At 37.7% G+C, this 18,317-nt stretch carries 14 protein-coding genes and 1 pseudogene; 12 read left to right on the top strand and 3 right to left on the bottom strand.

The window, feature by feature from the left end; genetic code table 11:
- Window positions 1-17 precede the first annotated feature (17 nt).
- The gene (locus A0J48_RS02810) at window positions 18-1,145 is read left to right on the top strand and encodes a DNA polymerase III subunit delta (protein WP_200320134.1); all 1,128 of its coding nucleotides are present in this window, start codon (window positions 18-20) and stop codon (window positions 1,143-1,145) included.
- A 263-nt stretch (window positions 1,146-1,408) separates the two neighbouring features.
- Here A0J48_RS02810 and A0J48_RS02815 read toward each other — a convergent pair whose 3' ends face one another.
- Entirely contained in the window at window positions 1,409-1,798 is a 390-nt protein-coding gene (locus A0J48_RS02815) for a 6-pyruvoyl trahydropterin synthase family protein (RefSeq protein ID WP_200320136.1), read from the bottom strand.
- Window positions 1,799-2,511: 713 nt separating this feature from the next.
- On the opposite strand from A0J48_RS02815, the gene A0J48_RS02820 reads away from it, so the two are divergent.
- The 11 genes and pseudogenes from A0J48_RS02820 to A0J48_RS02870 all read left to right on the top strand — a co-directional run bounded on the left by A0J48_RS02820 (window position 2,512) and on the right by A0J48_RS02870 (window position 15,460).
- Window positions 2,512-3,027 carry a sterol desaturase family protein gene (locus A0J48_RS02820; RefSeq protein ID WP_200320138.1) on the top strand — a complete coding sequence of 172 codons (516 nt, stop codon included), beginning with the start codon at window positions 2,512-2,514 and terminating at the stop codon, window positions 3,025-3,027.
- Window positions 3,028-3,543: 516 nt separating this feature from the next.
- Entirely contained in the window at window positions 3,544-6,189 is a 2,646-nt protein-coding gene (locus tag A0J48_RS02825) for an EAL domain-containing protein (protein ID WP_200320140.1), read from the top strand.
- Window positions 6,190-6,266: 77 nt separating this feature from the next.
- The gene (locus A0J48_RS02830) at window positions 6,267-6,404 is read left to right on the top strand and encodes a hypothetical protein (protein WP_200320142.1); all 138 of its coding nucleotides are present in this window, start codon (window positions 6,267-6,269) and stop codon (window positions 6,402-6,404) included.
- A 364-nt stretch (window positions 6,405-6,768) separates the two neighbouring features.
- Complete coding sequence (locus A0J48_RS02835; protein ID WP_200320144.1) at window positions 6,769-8,628, top strand: NAD(P)H-quinone oxidoreductase subunit F; 1,860 nt, start codon at window positions 6,769-6,771, stop codon at window positions 8,626-8,628.
- 156 nt (window positions 8,629-8,784) lie between these two features.
- Complete coding sequence (locus A0J48_RS02840; protein WP_234300681.1) at window positions 8,785-8,931, top strand: hypothetical protein; 147 nt, start codon at window positions 8,785-8,787, stop codon at window positions 8,929-8,931.
- A gap of 176 nt (window positions 8,932-9,107) precedes the next feature.
- Window positions 9,108-9,209, top strand: a pseudogene (locus tag A0J48_RS27705) (carbonic anhydrase); the annotation flags it as partial.
- An 81-nt stretch (window positions 9,210-9,290) separates the two neighbouring features.
- A complete protein-coding gene (locus tag A0J48_RS02850; RefSeq protein ID WP_200320145.1) occupies window positions 9,291-10,793 on the top strand; it encodes an NADH-quinone oxidoreductase subunit M in 1,503 nt (500 codons plus the stop codon).
- Between the two features lie 146 nt (window positions 10,794-10,939).
- Window positions 10,940-11,524 (top strand): CDP-alcohol phosphatidyltransferase family protein, encoded by a 585-nt coding sequence (locus A0J48_RS02855; protein ID WP_200320147.1) that lies wholly within the window; start codon window positions 10,940-10,942, stop codon window positions 11,522-11,524.
- 40 nt (window positions 11,525-11,564) lie between these two features.
- Entirely contained in the window at window positions 11,565-12,887 is a 1,323-nt protein-coding gene (locus A0J48_RS02860; RefSeq protein WP_200320149.1) for a CO2 hydration protein, read from the top strand.
- Window positions 12,888-13,407: 520 nt separating this feature from the next.
- On the top strand, window positions 13,408-14,607 hold the full coding sequence (locus A0J48_RS27565) for a bluetail domain-containing putative surface protein (protein WP_325078275.1): 1,200 nt from the start codon (window positions 13,408-13,410) through the stop codon (window positions 14,605-14,607).
- 478 nt (window positions 14,608-15,085) lie between these two features.
- Window positions 15,086-15,460 carry a hypothetical protein gene (locus tag A0J48_RS02870; RefSeq protein WP_200320151.1) on the top strand — a complete coding sequence of 125 codons (375 nt, stop codon included), beginning with the start codon at window positions 15,086-15,088 and terminating at the stop codon, window positions 15,458-15,460.
- A gap of 277 nt (window positions 15,461-15,737) precedes the next feature.
- On the opposite strand, the gene A0J48_RS02875 is transcribed toward A0J48_RS02870, so the two are convergent.
- Window positions 15,738-17,663 (bottom strand): ABC-F family ATP-binding cassette domain-containing protein, encoded by a 1,926-nt coding sequence (locus tag A0J48_RS02875; RefSeq protein ID WP_200320153.1) that lies wholly within the window; start codon window positions 17,661-17,663, stop codon window positions 15,738-15,740.
- 205 nt (window positions 17,664-17,868) lie between these two features.
- A complete protein-coding gene (locus A0J48_RS02880; RefSeq protein WP_200320155.1) occupies window positions 17,869-18,285 on the bottom strand; it encodes a DUF1824 family protein in 417 nt (138 codons plus the stop codon).
- Between the last annotated feature and the right edge of the window lie 32 nt (window positions 18,286-18,317).

The following is an 18,317-nucleotide window of genomic DNA, read 5'->3' on the forward strand; positions in this document are numbered from 1 at the left end:
ATTACACCAAATGATTTATGTTGTCTTCAATAGCGCGAACCATAACCAGAGACGAGAAACCCGTGAACTTAAACTTATCTACTTCTTTACAATTAATTGGACGTTCATTAGAATTTCAGCGCATTGTAGAAATACTTGCACAGGATGGTGATTTGCTGATTACTGGAGTACCTGGAAGTGGAAGACGGACTTTAGTCAGAGTTGCAGCGCAGGAAGTGAGTGCTGTTGTCTTGGAGATAGACTGTATCCGCGCTACAGATGGCGAGAGATTTTTGCAATTATTAGCAGAAGCGATTAATCAAAATTGGGAAGCAAAAAAAATAGAAACTTGGGTTAATCAAACCGCGAGTGACTTTTTTATATTTAATGCAGAAAGTAAACTTAAATTATTGCATTATTTGAATCAAAAACAGCTATGGCAAGCATTTATTATTTTACTGGAACTATTACAAATTATGGCTGCTGATTTAAATCAGCGAGTAGTATTGATTTTACAGAGTTTCCCGCATATTCGTTCTTGGGATCGCAATAGTTTATGGGAATCAACCTTTAGACGCGAAGTCAAAGCAAACCCTAATGTTAGTTACGTTTTGCTGGCGACAATTGCTGAAACAAGCCATCATCAAGATGATAGTAACTACCCGCTAGAAGCCATCCAATTAGCTCCTTTAGCTAAAGATGTTTTAGCATTGTGGGCTAGAGAGATTTTGCATACAGAAAACCTCAAATTTGATCCTCATTCAAGAGCATTACAAATATTCTTAGATACAGTTCAGGGAAATATTGGCGATGCGATGGTCTTAATTCGCAGATTATTAAATTTGCAGCATTCACAAGGATTAATTACTGAACAAGAAGTCCAACAAGTAATTGAAGCCATCCTGAAAGATTTATCCATCACCTATGAATCTTTATTGATGTTATTACCTGCAAGCCAAATACATCTTTTAGAATGTTTAGCTGTTGATCCTACAGACAAACCACAAAGTAAAGAATATATTCAAAAACATGGACTGTCTAGAGGCGGAAGTCTGCAAGGTGCTTTAACTGGGTTACAAAATAAAGGTTTAATTTACAGTGCTGAACAGGGTTATCGGTTAGCTTTACCTTTATTGGCTTTGTGGTTAAGACAACGGTTGAGTTGATGTCAGAATCAGGATTTTTAGGATGAAATAATCAAATTATCTAAATCAGAATTTAGAGAAAAATTCACAAACATATCTAACAATTCGGGAGCATCCCCATGAAATAAAAAATAACCGCAGCAAAACGAAAAACTCTTTTCACCCATCTTAACTTTGTGTTCTTTGCGTGCTTTGCGGTTGATTCATATCAAGCCTGGGAGCAATTGCCTTTCTTGCCAAAAAATCAACTTACACATTTGGGATGCTGCCAACAATTCTAACCATCAATCATCCTCATATTCTGCCCAAGAATTAGGAGTTTCTGAAACTGCGACCTTAAGTTTTACATCCTGCGGTAATCGCTTTTTGGTTTCATCATAAATATATTTAGCAATCATCTCCGCAGTTGTTTCATATTCAGGAGGTAAAATTTCATTCAGAACACAATGATCTAAACCTCCTTGGGTGACATCTTTTTTAGCCCAACGTAAGCTTCTAAAATCAGCAACCATAACGGGGTGAGGACAGTATTCTGAAGAATGTAACTGTGATGATTTTGCTTCGATTTTGACCCTATAAGTGTGACCATGCATTCTCCCACAAGGACCATTATAGTCTTTGATGTAGTGGGCGCTATCAAACGTGAATTCTGTTAATAATTTCCATTTGGGCATTTTAATATCACCTCAATATAGTCATCCTGTTGAATTTGTTGAATTTATGGACTTACAGCAGTCAGTAGTTAAACCATTTTGGTAAATGGCTGTTTCACTCTTGTTTTGTACTGCATTCACCGCTTATCGGCTGTAATTGTCAACACAAAGAACTTTTAACAGGCAAAAGGAAAGTTTAACCTAAATTTGTACTGATGTTAACTCAATCTTTGCTTACGCCGTATGTCTTAGTAAGAAGATTGTGTATAGAAAAAATAAATTCCACTATATCTATCGGGTTGTGAATGTATAATTTACTGTACCGCTTTACCATCAGACAAACAATCATCAATCCAAAGTTGCTGTTCACTGCGATTAAGAAATCTAAATTTACAAACCTGCAACTGATCTACATACACGGTGTTGCTGGTCAATGAAGAAAAAAATAAGTGTGACACAGCCATTTACCAAGATAGCTTTACTACTGACTGAAAGTAGGGTATGAGGTTTAGGGACTAAATGCCCAGACCCTGCAAGTATCTATGCAGAAAGAGATAAAAATAGCTCTCGATACATATAGTGCTTTCAATACAGTGTCCTGATTTTTAACCTCTGATTTTTAATTATAGGATTCCCCACACACTACACCCCTTTCATTGCTGACTGGTGACTGCTGCTATCAAGTTTGAGTTATTTTCCCTAGGCAATTTTTCCATCCAACTTTAGGAGTACAAATGCTTGAGGCTATCGTTGTTGCTTGGTTGTTACTGTTTTTAGGCGATTTCCTGTCAACTTTCTTTTATCATGTACCTCAGCACGTTTTTGGTAGCCTTCATCTAACAACACACCACTCTTGGAAAAAGGATTTTCGGCACTATGCTATTTTAACATTCAATTATCAGGTGCTTTTAGATGGTATATTAGGCGCACTACCATACCTGCTTGTAGCATTATTCCTCTGGTCTTTCTCTCCTGTTGGTGTGATTTGTGGTTTGCTGTTAGGTCAGTTTCATGTGTGGTGGAGACATATCACAGCTTTAGGATGGCAAACTCCTCAACTTGTCACTCTGTTATGTGGATTGCTATTTATCACCACTCCCGAACAACATTGGCTGCATCATCAAAAAACTAATTTGGGTTTTGGCGATATTTTCACATTTTTTGACTACCCTGCTAAAACTTGGATGCGCTGGTTGCGCTTAGTAAGACTTCATTTACGTGATTATTCGGTACATCGTGCTTCTAGTTAAGATACGGTACATAGTCGGTGATCAAAATTTATTAAGGGTGCCTTCTCAGCCTACAAAGATTTTAGCCCACCTGCGTGGGCTTTGATTTTTTAGCCTAACTCAAAATATTTTAAACTTCAGCCTATTTTCTTATAATTTGTCGTGACTTAAGTAACATAAATTAGAAAAAACTAGATTATATTTTTACTTACAAAAATACCTTTGCCAATTTGTCAAATATAGGGCTGAAAGCCAATAAAATCCTTACGAGATGAATAGGGTTGCCGGATTGGGGAAAGGGTATTTATTTTTACTTGGTAATTAACAATTTACACATAACACTCAATACAACCAAACCTCTACTCATAACAGAAAGTCAATTTTTGGCAGAGTAGAGAGGTTAACCTTGAATAAACACCCATAAAATAAAAAGTCATAAATTACCTTTTTGATATGGCAGACTTTGAAAATCAGGACTCCTAGAAGCCATATTGTTGCATAGCAAAATCTACCGATATGAAAATTTAAGGACAAAGTATGGCAGAAAATGAACGGGATAAAATACGCCACCTATTGGTTGTCCGAGACCCAGAGGGACAGCGAACTATCCCGCTGTTAGAGGCTACTTACTCTTTGGGACGGGATACAAGAAACGCTATTGTTCTCCGTTCTCGGTCTGTATCGAGACAACACGCAATTTTACTGCGTGTCACTGTTCCCAATACCGAAAAATTTGGGTTTAGGATTATTGATGGTGACTTCAAAGGCAAAAAAAGTACCAACGGTATATATGTTAATGGCACTAAATGTTTTTCTCATAACCTCCAGCATGGGGACATAGTTGCTTTTGGTAATCCCCAGGCCCAAGCTAAATATTATGCTATTTCCAATTTATCAGAAGAGGCATTTGGAGCTTCTTGTGAATCTGGAGACTTATCCGAATTTCTGCTGGCACAGGGAAATCCTGCTAATCCTTTTGATACTCTCATTGTTTATGATACCAACATTGACGGATCTGCTGATGCTGTTTTAACTCGTCTAGCCTCATTTCCAGAACTCATTCCTAATCCAATTATCGAAATGGATGCAGAGGGCAATGTTACATATTTGAATCCAGCAGCAGGGCTGAAGTTTCCCAGACTTAGGGAAATGGGCAAAGAGCATCCAATCCTAGCACAATTGCTAGATGCTGTTGCCAATCAAAAGGATAAGGATAATTCATTTGTCCGAGAAGTGGAAGTGGGCGGAGAAATTTTTGAACAAGCGGTTCATTATTTACCAGAAAGTGATTTAATAAGAACATTTATTATTAGAGAAATTACTGAACAAAAGCAAGCAGAGGCAGAATTACGGCAGCGCGATCGCTTGCTACAAGGAGTAGCTGAAGCTGCTAATTATCTACTGGCAGAAATGAATTATGAAATAGCAATAGAAAAAGCACTTGCTACCTTTGGTACAGCATCCAACAGCGATCGCATCTATCTTTTTCATAACCATCCCCATCACATCACAGGGGAAATGGCAATGAGCCTACAGTTTGAATGGACAAAAACAGGGATTAAATCATGCCAAAATCATTGGCAAAATCATTGTTATCAAACTTCTGGACTAGAGCGTTGGTACACTAATTTATCCAAAGGAGATTTCATTAGTGGACTGATCGAAGAATTTCCCAATACAGAACAACAACTTCTGTGTCAAGACGAGATTCAGTCTCTCCTGCTTGTACCCCTGCGATTAGAAGAGGATTTTTGGGGCTACCTGGGTTTAGCAGATTGCACCTCACCGCGTCATTGGTCAACCCATGAAAAATCTAGCCTGTTGACTATGGCCGCCATTATCAGTGGCGCTCGTCAGCGTCAGCAGGTAGAAGCCAAAATTCGTTATCAAGCCCTACATGATCTACTGACCGACTTACCTAATCGGTTACAGTTTAATGATCTACTCACCAAAGCCATAGATCAAGCAATTGCAGAACAGAACACCTTAGCTGTTATCTTCCTGGATTTAGATCGTTTCAAAATTATCAATGATACTTTGGGACACACACTAGGAGACGAATTATTACAAAATGTCGCCCAAAGAATTAGACAATCGATCAGAACAAAAGACATTATTGCCCGTTGGGGAGGAGATGAGTTTACTCTCTTGCTGCCGCAAATTAATCAGAGTGAAGAAGTAGTCCAAGTAGCTACAAAAATTTTAGCAGCTTTGGAAAAACCCTTTCATCTCCAAGGACACGAACTGTATATAAGTGCCAGCCTGGGTATTGCCATGCTCGATGAACACAGTTCTAATGTTGAAACCCTGATCCAACACGCAGATGCAGCTTTATATTATGCCAAGGACGAGGGTAGAAATAACTACCAGTTTTATAAAGCGTCACTGAGTACCAAAACGCCTGAACTCTTGAGTTTAGAGAAAAGCCTGCGTCATGCTCTCGAAAGAGACGAATTTCTGTTATATTATCAGCCACGAGTTAACATCATCACAGGAGAAATCACCGGGATGGAAGCTCTGTTACGCTGGTATCACCCAGAAATGGGAATAGTTGCCCCCAGCGTCTTTATTCCTCTGGCTGAAGCAAGTGGATTAATTATCCCTATCGGTGAATGGGTACTCCAGCAAGCTTGCGCTCAAAATAAAGCTTGGCAAGATGCGGGATTCCCACCCATGACGATTGCAGTTAATCTTTCTCCCAAACAGTTCCGCCAACCCAAGCTAGTAGAAACAGTCGCGGCAATTTTAGCAGCAACAGGATTAGAACCGCGATTTTTAGAGTTGGAGATTACGGAAACAACTGCTATTGAGGATCTCAGCTTTGCCAAAACTGTGCTGCAAAATTTGGAGAAAATGGGCTTACTCCTTTCTATTGATGATTTTGGTACAGGCCATTCTGCGCTTTCTCGCTTACAAGCATTGCCACTCCACAATCTGAAAATTGACAGGTCTTTTATCAGCGACTTGACAACAGATGATAGAGTAGCTCATATCATCAAAGCTATAGTTGTATTAGGACGCAGTTTAGGTTTAAGGCTGATTGCTGAAGGAGTTGAAAAGTTGGAAGAACTAAATTTCTTGAAGTCCATTAATTGTGATGATGTACAAGGATATTTTTTCTACAAACCACTTTCTGTCCAACAAGCAACGGAACTGATGGCCAGTAAAAAAAATAGCCAATAAGCAAATTGTCGGGTGTGGGGTAAAGTTTGTTACCCCTTCATGAAAAATTCTAATGACCCATTGCAGAGAAAATACTTATGAACCGTTCAAAAATAGTTGCGATTATTACAGGTGCAATTTCCATTCTTTTGGCGATCGCCTATCTCATTATCGTTCAAATCCTTGATTATCGTGATATGCAACCCGCTCCTATCGGTTTAATCTTGTTTAGCTAAAGATTTAGGCATTTTTCAGCAGAGGGGCAAAGAATCACCTTTGGATTTTAGATTTTGGATTGATCTATTCTGTCACCTGTCACCTGTCACCTCATCCAACTATAGATTCAAATCAATATTATTTATTAGATATTCCAATCCATAGAACTATAAGAATAAATTAGAGGAAATATCGTGTATTTTTCTAATCAACTAATTCCTTTTTGGTAAAAATAAAGGTAAGCTATAGCTAACAATATTAAGCAAAGATAAATTTGCCTCAATTCCATCACTAGTAATCTACTTTTCATAATCAGAATCTACAGGGATCAACGAAAACTGATTCTTTGTTAGTCATTTATAATACCAATATAGAGGTAAATTCATGTTTGAGTCCTTGCTAGAGACCGTTTGGTTGGTCCCTTGCTACGCCTTATTGGGCGGTATTTTTGCCTTACCTTGGTCACCGGGAATTATTCGCCGCACAGGGCCAAGACCTGCTGGTTACGTCAATTTAATTATGACGTTACTATCTTTTTTGCATAGTGTCTTGGCATTTTTCGCAATTTGGAATCATCCAGCTAAAGAGGTATTGATACCTTGGTTATCCACTGCTGGTTTAAACCTGACTATTAATCTAGAAATATCTGCCATCAGTGTAGGTGCATTAATTGTGATCACAGGTTTAAATTTCCTCGCCCAAGTTTATGCTGTGGGTTACATGGAAATGGACTGGGGTTGGGGAAGATTCTATTCTTTATTAGGTTTGTTTGAAGCGGGTTTATGTGCATTAGCTTTATGCAATAACCTGTTCTTCAGTTATGTAGTTTTGGAAGTTCTGACTTTAGGAACTTACTTATTAGTCGGTTTATGGTTTAGTCAACCTTTGGTGGTGACTGGTGCGCGAGATGCATTTTTAACCAAACGGGTTGGTGACTTGTTCTTGCTGATGGGAGTGCTGGGACTGTGGACTTTAGCCGGAACTTGGGATTATCAAGACTTAGCAATTTGGGCGCAAACTGCCAAAGTAGACCCGACAATTATTACTTTGGTTTGTTTAGCGTTAATCGCTGGTCCAATGGGTAAATGCGCTCAGTTTCCCTTGCATTTGTGGTTAGATGAAGCGATGGAGGGTCCACTTCCTAGCACAATTTTACGGAACTCGGTGGTAGTTGCTACTGGTGCATGGGTATTGATTAAATTACAACCTGTGTTTAGTTTATCCCCTGTAGCTTCTTCGGCGATGGTAGCTATTGGTGCTGTCACAGCTATTGGTGGTTCATTAATTGCGATCGCTCAAATTGACATCAAACGCTGTTTATCATATTCTGTCAGTGCTTACATGGGATTAGTGTTTATCGCCGTAGGCACACAACAGGATGAAGCTGCATTACTATTAGTCCTCACTCATGCTTTATCTACCGCACTATTGGTAATGAGTACCGGAGGAATTGTTTGGAATAGCGTCACCCAAGATGTAACCCAACTTGGTGGTTTATGGTCACGTCGTCCCATTTCCGGTTTAGCATTTATTGTCGGCACATTAGGTTTAATTGGGTTTCCACCTTTGGGTAGTTTTTGGGCATTAATAGAATTAGCAGATGGGTTATGGGGAACTCATCCTTGGTTAGTGGGAATTATTATTGCCGTCAACGCTTTAACTGCCTTTAGTTTAACCAGAGAATTTGGTTTGATTTTTGCTGGTAAACCTAAACAAATGAGTGAACGTTCCCCCGAAGCCATTTGGTTGATGGTTTTACCAATGATGATTTTATTCGGCTTTGTTTTACATCTACCATTGGTGCTAGAAAGTTTATCTTTACTTCCCAGTTGGGCGACTTTAAATAAAGATGTAGCACTGCTGTTAATTTGGTCAAGTATTTTCGGTTGTAGCGTTAGCGCAGTCATTTATTTAGGCAACATTCCTAAACCAATACGTTTACCCTGGCAAGGTTTACAAGACTTACTTGCTTACGACTTTTACACCCCCAAACTTTACAAAGTCACCATTATCTTTGGTGTTGCCCAACTTTCCAATTTAGCTGATATGGTTGACAGATTTGTAGTTGATGGAATTGTTAACTTTGTGGGTTTATTTTCCCTATTAGGTGGAGAAGGTTTGAAATACAGCACCAACGGACAAACTCAATTTTATGCCCTGACAGTTTTATTAGGGGTTGGTGTTTTAGGTGCTTGGGTGACATGGCCTTTCTGGGGTTTACAGTTCATAGATTTAGTTTTTTAAATATCTATGATTTAGATAGACAAAATCAATTTAAAATAAGGAGTGATATTTTCATCGTGTTAAAAATAATCCAGTGAAAAATAAACAGCAAAAAATCATCTTTCCCGGAGACATTTACTCCAATTAGGAACAGGTTTTATTGGTGCAGGAGTCGCTGTGAGTGTAGCTTCCAACTTAGTTACACCTGAAGTGGCTACCGCCCAAAATATTACTAACTTAATAGAGGCAATTAAGCCCGGAATTGAAAAATCTCAAGGACAACCAGGAGACAAACTAGGAAACACCTGTAAACCAAACATTTGAGTGCAAATTGAAAACTTGAAATCTTGGGATCATCCCAAATGTGTAAGTTTATTTTTTTATTGAGGCCAAGACATGAAATGAACGAACCACGAAGGGACGAAGGACACGAAGGAAAGAAAGTTTTAGAGAGATTTTGCAGTGGGCAAGTTTATTTTTTCAAAATTGGGATGATCCCGAAATCTTCACCAGTCCTATCAGAATTAATCATGACTAATAAACTCAAAATAGTCGGTGGTTATGACGATTTAGACACTGGTAAAGTCAGTTTAGTTAGTTAATTTAAATCAATTGGTAAAAGATAATTTAAGAAAACAATTACCAATTACCAATTAAAAATTACCCATTATCCATCATCAAATATGCTGAGTGTTTTAATTTGGTTGCCAATTATTGGTGCTACAATTATCGGATTTTTACCAGATACAATTATTCCTAAAACGAGAATTAGACTGGTATCTTTAACAATTGCTTTTTTAGTTCTGTTGTGGAATGTTTTTATACTGTTGAAATTTGATATCAATAGTCCAGGAATGCAGTTTCAAGAGTATTTACCTTGGAATGAAACTTTGGGGCTAAGTTATCAGTTAGGAGTTGATGGGCTATCAATATTAATGTTGGTTTTAAACAGCCTATTAACTTGGATAGCTATTTACAGCAGTAGCCAAGATACCGAACGACCTCGGTTATTTTATTCCATGATTTTATTAGTCAGTGGTGGCGTTGCTGGTGCTTTTTTAGCAGAAAATTTACTTCTCTTCTTCCTATTTTATGAACTGGAATTAATACCATTTTATTTATTAATTTCCATTTGGGGAGGAGAAAAACGTGCCTACGCTGGGATGAAATTCCTGATTTATACAGCAGTTTCCGGGGCGTTAATTCTGGCTACATTCTTAGGTGTTGTATGGTTAAGTGGTTCTCATAGTTTTGCCTTAGATGCTGTTACTACCCAAAACCTTTCTGCAGGAATGCAACTACTATTATTAGTGGGAATAATATTAGGTTTTGGCATTAAAATTCCTTTAATTCCTTTCCATACATGGCTACCTGATGCTTACGTTGAAGCTTCTGCACCCGTGGCTATTTTATTAGGTGGAGTTTTAGCAAAGTTAGGAACTTATGGACTGTTGAGGTTTGGGTTTGGTTTATTTCCCCAAGCTTGGAATGTAGTTGCACCAACATTAGCAATTTGGGGTGCTGTTAGTGCAATTTATGGGGCAGTAATTGCGATCGCCCAAAAAGACATCAAGCGCATGGTAGCATATAGTTCCATCGGACACATGGGCTATATTCTCCTAGCAGCAGCCTCCAGTACCAACCTCGCCTTAGTGGGTGCGGTAGCGCAAATGTTCAGTCATGGTCTGATTTTGGCTATCCTGTTTCATCTAGTGGGTGTTGTAGAAGCCAAAGTTGGCACAAGAGAACTAGATAAACTCAACGGCTTAATGAGTCCTATTCGTGGCTTACCCCTTATTAGTGCTTTACTGGTTCTTGGTGGTATGGCCAGCGCCGGCATTCCTGGTTTAACAGGTTTTATTGCTGAATTTATTGTTTTCCAAGGCAGTTTTTCTGCTTTCCCAATATCTACTTTATTGTGCGTAGCCTCTTCTGGTTTAACTGCTGTTTACTTCGTCATTCTCCTCAACCGCACCTGTTTTGGTAGACTTAACAACGACTTAGCTTATTATCCCAAAGTTATTTGGGCGGAAAAAATACCCGCATTAATTTTAGCATCCCTGATCATTTTCTTAGGAGTACAACCAAGCTGGTTAGTGCGTTGGAGTGAAACCACAACCACAGCAATGGTAGCTGCTATTCCTACTCCTGAAAAAACCGTAATCTCCCAAGTGGCATTGAAGTAATTTAAGAAGGAGTGCCACTCGCAGAGTGGAGCTTACGCTAACAGAATACAGGAGTTGCAGAAGTTCAGTAGGTAAAAATATAGCTATCTCAGCAACTAATTCTGTTAACTCCATTCTTACTTTAGAGATTTACACCAGGAGAAAGAATGAACGCTAAATACATCCCCACACTATTAGTTATCTATAGGTTTGTAGTTGCCCCCTTTCTCCTGTGGGATGCCCTGGATGGAAAAACCACAATTTGGTTTTTAATTGGTTTTATCACAGCTTTTATTGGTGATATTTTCGATGGCATCATTGCCAGACGTTTAGGAGTTAGTACAGCCGAATTAAGACAAGCCGATAGTTGGGCAGATGTTTGTTTATTTAGCTGCGTATTTATCAGTGCTTGGTTAGTACATCCGCAAGTATTAATTGCCTATCGTCTGCCTTTATTAACTGTTGTTTTTGTCCAAGTAATTTGGTGGATAGTCAACTTCGTTAAATATGGTAAACCCGCCAGTTATCACACCTACTCTGCTAAATTTTGGGGCATGACTTTATTTATCGCCATTGTTTCCTTATTTGGTTTTAACTATGCCGGAATTGCTTTATGGTTAACTTGTATTGCTGGCTTCATCCACACAATTGAAGAAATAGCAATGACTCTCGTTTTACCAGTGTGGACACATGACGTTTTAAGCATCTTCCACGCTTTAAAAATTCGCCCAAATTTACAGCAAGATTTATAACAAAACTTACAAAATAGTCCTACATCCTAACTAAATCAAAATGGTACAAACTCCAGATAGACCAACAACCAAACTACCACCGTCCAACCATGAATTTGCAGAAGTAATTCATCGCTTAGAAGCTGGCGGTTCAATGCTGCCAGATACACCAGAAAACTTAATGCAAATCATCGGTATTTATAAAGCTTATGCTGTACCGATGGACTTTTACTGGCGGGACTTACTTTATATTGCCGAAAGAGTATTTTTAAATCCCCTTCCTGCTTTTAAATACTTCTTACCCCAAGAATATTTAGACTTACATAATCATTATGCCGGTGATGATGCTGATTTAAGAATTTGGCGCGGTGAAGCTACAGCACATCCTGAACTTTTGGCATTTATGGAAAAAGGCGAAACCACCAAAATGCCAAAAATATTGCATCATTTATTCCATGACAGAATTAACATGGAATTTGCCGAAGCTTGTATGCAAGCAATGTTATGGCATCGCAAAATGTACGCCCCAGTTAATCAATTTGATGCCTATTTAGATTCAGAAGAATATAAAGCTAACGCCGATAAAGCAATTAAAGCTTATTTCAAGAAAAATCCTTTAATGTTGGGACTTTATAAACTGTTCCCGGATATGTTTTTGGAACAGTGCCGGATGATGTCTTATTACTCCAACTTAGGACTTTTCTGGGAAGTAATGGCACCGGTATTTTTTGAAATGTCGGATATTTACGATGAGGGTGGTTTTAAAGGCGTTCCTGATGCCATGAATTTCTTGATTAATGGTATCTTTGCTATTGCAGGCCGCCCCATTTATCATCATGTTTATGTTGATGGTGAATGTTATGAAGTTATTCCCAAATCAAAAGGTTTTACTTGGTTATATGAAGCAGCTTTACCTTATGTAGAAGCTGTATTCTACCGTACCGCCCCATTTAGAGGTACAAAATCATATAATGCCCAAGCAAAACAAGTACCAGATGACCAAAAAGACTTTCATTATGGTATTCTCTACGCTGATGTTTTCCCGGTAGGAACTGCGGGTATTCCCCCCACGTTGTTAATGCAGGATATGTTGCATTTTCTCCCCCAATATCTGGTTGATTATTACAAACAATATTGTCGTGGAGAAGAAGATATATTGATTCAGTTGGGTGTGACTTTCCAACGGTCAATGTATAATGTTACATCTGCGGTAATTCAAGCTTTAAGAACTGCCCTTTTATATCCTTTAGATGATACAAATCCCAAGCATTTACAGGCAAATCGGGAGTTTTTTGAAATGCAGCTAAATCGCTTCACTCGTGCTGATTATGGTATGCGTGATGCCGCAAAGTTACGGAGTATTCAAAGACAGGATTATCGTTAAATAAGTATCAAGATACCGGACTTATTCAAGAAGTCCGGTATCTCACCTATGCTTACAATTCCTGTGTAGGGGTAATTCATGAATTACCCCTACTTTTTTTCTGTTTTATGTAGGGTTTGCTGAAAAAGTTATCTGTGAGGGCTAGGAGTTCAGGAGTTCAGGAGAATTTAGAAGTAGTTATACCAATTCTGTATAAAGATGCGCCAAATTTAAAAAGGAACGAACCGCAGAGACGCAGAGGACACAGAGAAGAAAAAGATAAGGTTACAAAATTAAGCACAGCCTCATAAAGAAATGGTATTAGGAGTAGTATCGAGTCATAAAAAGTGGTCAGTTTTTGATGCCATCATCCTTTTTTCCTTGCACTTTATTCCTATTTTATCCCCCTGTAGCCCTTGATTTATATAGGTTTTGCATTTATTCAGCAAGCCCGCATCAATTATTATCCCAATGGTCAAAAATATGAGTCCTGTGATTGTATCCCTGTGGGAGATATGGATGGGGACGGAATTACAGATTATTGGTTTCAGAATCTATATACTTACGACACCTAACCTATAGTTATGATAGTAATGGTAAACTAGCATCAGAAAACTATAGCTATGATTTTGATGGTGATGGTATCCCAGATTTGATCGCCACCCAAACCCGCGATATTTTTGGTAACGGCGGTTCATACATTGAGGATGATGGTCTTGAGGACACTATTGACTTCTCAAGCATAGCTACTTTTATTTATAAAGTATTCGCCATAAATTATGACACCAATAATGATGGAAAGACTGACAAAGTTGTTAGCTATCAATACAACTTATTTACCACAGAATTAACCGCAAAAACCACTGACACAAATAATGATGGTGTCATGGATGAGAAAATAACCTATACCTATAATCAAGGACAAATTGCCACAGAAAATATTGATAGTAATGTAGATGGTATCATAGACGATGTTTACCAAAATTACTATGATGTTGATGGTCAACTAACTAGCAAAACCTATGATCAAGGAAATAATGGTTCAATTGAAGAAAATATTTCCTATGCTTACAATAGTCAAGGTCAATTAGAAACAGAAACCACAGATAATAATGGCGATGGTTTAGCTGATTTGATTACTACCTATATTTATGATGCTGATGGTAATGTAGTTAATTCTACAACCAATGCAGTTATCAGAACTCAATTTATTATCGGTGGTAATGATCAAGATGTGTTATCAGGTAATGATGGTTTAGATAATATTGCAGGTAATAATGGTAATGATGAACTTTATGGTTTAGGGGGTAATGATACTCTTGATGGTGGAAATGGTAAAGATATCTTAGTAGGTGGTGTGGGTGCAGATGTCCTCGCCGGTGGTAATGGTGCTGATCAATTCTGTTATCTCAATTTCACTGATTCTGTGTTTAGTAGTTACGATCAAATTACTGACTTTGATATTAATACCGATATTATTGATGGTATTAATGCTGTGAGTAAGACAAATGTATTTCATGCAGGTGCGGTTAATAGCTTGAGTGTAAATGATATTCAAGCAGTATTAACTAATACTAAACTTGTAGCTAATGGTGCGGCTACATTCACTTTGGGTAGTGGTACAACTCAACAGACATTTGTAGCACTCAATGATAATATTGCTGGTTTTTCTGCTGCTACGGATGCAATTATTGAGATTACTGGTTTTACAGGTATTTTGAATAATTTAGCAATTGTTTAGGGTTAATAAATTCACACTCAATTCAACTTTAAAAGGGAGTTTAAGCAAAATAAAACATTAACAAAATCGAGATTGTCAGTTGTACTGCAAAACTTAATTACTTGACAAAAATCTGATAAACATAACTTGTCTGGTTTAGCTGCTATTGTAGATTTTGTTTCACTTTATTTTAAGGGCTATACGCACCGATATGGTGCGTTACCGCTAGTACTAACTTTTTCAAACTCCCCAATCCTTAAATAACCGGAACACACCCTACTTGATTTAATGAAAAAATAAAAACATAAATACAGGTTGTTTTTACCTAAAAAAGCCTTTATTATCACAAAACTTCATATATTTTTGTATCTAACTTACTAAAGAAAATATGTGGAAAATGAAAACAGAACAAATAACAACTATATAAACATTCATAAGGGAGTGAACGGTTAGGAACTGGGACTATCTCAAACGGTTCTTTTGAATAAGGACGAAAACCATGACTAAACCACACCTATCTCCAGATGATTTACCTTCCTATAAAACTACTCAAATTAGTGAAATATTGCTCAGTCAACTGGAAGAAGTAACAAAAAAACGCTTTTTCCTAGCTTGCGATAGCATGGTACGCATTTATTTATCTAATTGTCACTGGTATTTCAAGGTTAACGGCGGTATTTTGATGCTAATTATGGTTTGTCATGATATCGAAAGTTATCAAAATATCATGACGACGGTTCCCTACTTATCCGAAACGTTAAAACGGTTTGCTAACAAAGCTAAAATTAGTATTAGTTCACCAGTTAATAACGGTATCCCTTGGGTAATTAGTATAGATAAAGCTGCAACCGAAGATGATTTACCTCATACGTAAATTACAGCAGGGAACAGGGAACAGGGAACAGGGAACAGGGTTGAAAATCTCTTGGTATAAGGCTTTGTTCTTAAATTGCGTACCTCATTTACCTGAAATCTGCTTTATGATCAATAATTAGCTGATTTAGCGGTATTGGATAACTGCAATTATTGTAAGAATTCACGAGTCAGGATTTAGAATGTTTGATAAATCGGTGAGTTATCAAATGGGTATTTTTAGCTTCAGCTTTAGAAAGCTGATAGCTGATAGCTGATAGCTGAATGCTTACCAATTATTAAACGTCCATTTCCGCTAATTCTAACCAACGTTCTGTGGCTACATCAATTGCTTGCTTGAGTGCTTCTACCTGTTCATACAGCTTTTGTACTTGGGTATAATTTCCTGGACTAACAGTTAGTAATGCTTTTTCAGTAGAGGCTTTTTCTGCTTCTAATTGAGAAATTTTACCTTCTAACTGCTCAAATTCTCGCTTTTCCCAATTAGATAATCTCCGTTTTTTCTTAGTTTCTTTTTCTGGAGATGTAGCTTTTTCTTCAGTAGTGTTTTTAGGTTTTTCTTTGGTATTAACTGTTTGTTGTTGTGCTGCTTCTTCTGCTTTTTTGTAATCTAAATAAACTGAATAATTTCCAGGATATTGTTTAAAATTACCACCCTCTTCTAAAGCAAAGATGGTATCTATGGTACGGTCTAAAAAGTAGCGGTCATGGGAAACGACGATGACACAACCAGAAAAATCTTCTAAATATTCTTCTAATACTGCTAATGTTTGTACATCCAAATCATTGGTGGGTTCGTCTAAAATCAAGACATTAGGCGCACTGATGAGTAACCGCAACAAAAATAAACGCCGTTTTTCTCCACCAGAAAGTTTATGAATTGGTGCATATTGCTGACTTCCTGGAAACAAAAATCGCTCTAACATTTGAGAGGCAGTAATTTTTGTCCCGTCAGCTATTTGTAAAAATTCTCCTTCTTCTTTAATGTAGTCAATGACTCGTTGATTTTCATTTAAAGCTGTGAGTAAGTCTTCAGAATGTTGGTCAAAATAACCAATGTGAATGGTACTACCAATTTCCACATTTCCCGAATCAGGTTGAATTTGTCCGGTGATAATATTCATTAAAGTAGATTTACCTGCACCATTAGCACCAATAATACCAATGCGGTCTTCGGGACTAAATTCGTAGGTGAAATTATTAATTAAAGTCCTTCCATTATAGGCTTTACTAATGTTATTGAGTTCAATAACTTTTTTGCCAATGCGACGACTAACTGTAGAAATATCTACTTTACCTTGCGCTTGTTTAAATTCAGTTTCGCGCATGGCTTGAATGCGGTCAATTCTCGCTTTTTGTTTGGTACTTCTGGCTTTTGGTCCCCTTTTAAGCCATTCTAATTCTCGTCGTAATACCCCTTGATGTTTACGTTGACTACTGACAGCAGATTCTTCTGCTAAAGCTTTCTTTTCTAAATAATAGGAATAGTTACCTGTATAGGTGTAAATATCACCTCTATCAATTTCGATAATTCTATTAGTAACTTTATCGAGAAAATAGCGGTCGTGGGTAATGAGAAAAAGTGCGCCACGATAACGATTTAAATAACTTTGTAACCATTCAACAGAAAGTGCATCGAGATGGTTTGTTGGTTCATCCATCAGCAATACATCTGGTTCAGCTAATAAGGCTGTTGCTAGTGCAATGCGTTTGCGATAGCCTCCAGATAAAGTCCCAACTTTTACATCAAAGTCAGCAATTCCTAATTTGCTCAAAATGATTTTGGCATTAGTTTCTAATTCCCATGCACCAGTTGCATCCATACGCTGCATGACACCAGAAAGACGAGACATTAATTGACTATCTTCAGGATAATGAGCTAATTTATCAGACAGTTCTTCATATTCCTGCACCAAAGTCATCTGCTCACCACTGTCAGCAAATACTTGTTCTAAAACTGTGCGGTTTTCATCTACATCTGGTTGTTGTGGTAAGTAGATAATTTTAGAACCGGAGTTGACTAAAATTTGACCGCCGTCAATTGGTTCTAACCCAGCAATCATTTTTAATAATGTTGATTTACCAGAACCGTTAGTACCAATTAAACCAACTTTATCAGTGGTATCAATGCTAAAACTGGCATCTTTTAAGATTTCTTTGATACCAAAATCTTTTTTAACTGATTGTAGGGTAATAATACTCATAAAAAAATTCGTAATTCGTAATTCGTAATTCGTAATAATGCCTACGGCAGGATAAGTAAACCTAATTATTAATTTAGGACTTACGCCATAACTCTCTAAAACCCTCTTTCCTTTGTGTTATTTGCACTACCCTGATCCCCTGCTTCCCTGCACCTCCGCTCCCCATCACCCCCGCTCCCCATCTTCCCATATCCGTTGTCATCTATCAAACAAATAAATCCAGGGGTAAATGTCCATACATTTCGTTAATTCCTGTTTCGTAATAAGATTGACAAGAAACTAACACTCCCCGGTGATGCCCATAATAAGAGTCAAGATAACACAGTCCGTTTTTGCCATTGAGTTTGATATAAACAGGTCCTTCAGGGGTGGGTAAATTACTAGGAACTTCGTAATTAAAAGCACGAGAATAGGTTTGCATAGCCATAATTCCTTCCTCTGCTGTCTCTGCACAAATTCCTAAAATTTGGTAATCTGAGAGGCTGGCCATCAAAATTAGTGCTTGACGGGTTAAAACTTTTTCTGATGGTTTGAGAATGGGAGCAATATCCAAACAGTTAAATTTGTTCAGGATTTTTTTGGCTTCTTGTACTGTGAGTTGGGGATCTTGAGGAGTAGGCATATATTCTTTTATTATCTACTGTGTTGGTGGTT

The organism is Sphaerospermopsis aphanizomenoides BCCUSP55 (genome assembly GCF_001586785.1).
GTDB classification, from domain to species: domain Bacteria; phylum Cyanobacteriota; class Cyanobacteriia; order Cyanobacteriales; family Nostocaceae; genus Sphaerospermopsis_A; species Sphaerospermopsis_A aphanizomenoides_A.

Coding starts and splice junctions, on each gene's coding strand:
- A0J48_RS02810 (WP_200320134.1), top strand. CDS start 18: ATGTTGTCTTCAATAGCGCGAACCATAACCAGAGACGAGAAACCCGTG.
- A0J48_RS02815 (WP_200320136.1), bottom strand. CDS start 1,798: ATGCCCAAATGGAAATTATTAACAGAATTCACGTTTGATAGCGCCCAC.
- A0J48_RS02820 (WP_200320138.1), top strand. CDS start 2,512: ATGCTTGAGGCTATCGTTGTTGCTTGGTTGTTACTGTTTTTAGGCGAT.
- A0J48_RS02825 (WP_200320140.1), top strand. CDS start 3,544: ATGGCAGAAAATGAACGGGATAAAATACGCCACCTATTGGTTGTCCGA.
- A0J48_RS02830 (WP_200320142.1), top strand. CDS start 6,267: ATGAACCGTTCAAAAATAGTTGCGATTATTACAGGTGCAATTTCCATT.
- A0J48_RS02835 (WP_200320144.1), top strand. CDS start 6,769: ATGTTTGAGTCCTTGCTAGAGACCGTTTGGTTGGTCCCTTGCTACGCC.
- A0J48_RS02850 (WP_200320145.1), top strand. CDS start 9,291: ATGCTGAGTGTTTTAATTTGGTTGCCAATTATTGGTGCTACAATTATC.
- A0J48_RS02855 (WP_200320147.1), top strand. CDS start 10,940: ATGAACGCTAAATACATCCCCACACTATTAGTTATCTATAGGTTTGTA.
- A0J48_RS02860 (WP_200320149.1), top strand. CDS start 11,565: ATGGTACAAACTCCAGATAGACCAACAACCAAACTACCACCGTCCAAC.
- A0J48_RS02870 (WP_200320151.1), top strand. CDS start 15,086: ATGACTAAACCACACCTATCTCCAGATGATTTACCTTCCTATAAAACT.
- A0J48_RS02875 (WP_200320153.1), bottom strand. CDS start 17,663: ATGAGTATTATTACCCTACAATCAGTTAAAAAAGATTTTGGTATCAAA.
- A0J48_RS02880 (WP_200320155.1), bottom strand. CDS start 18,285: ATGCCTACTCCTCAAGATCCCCAACTCACAGTACAAGAAGCCAAAAAA.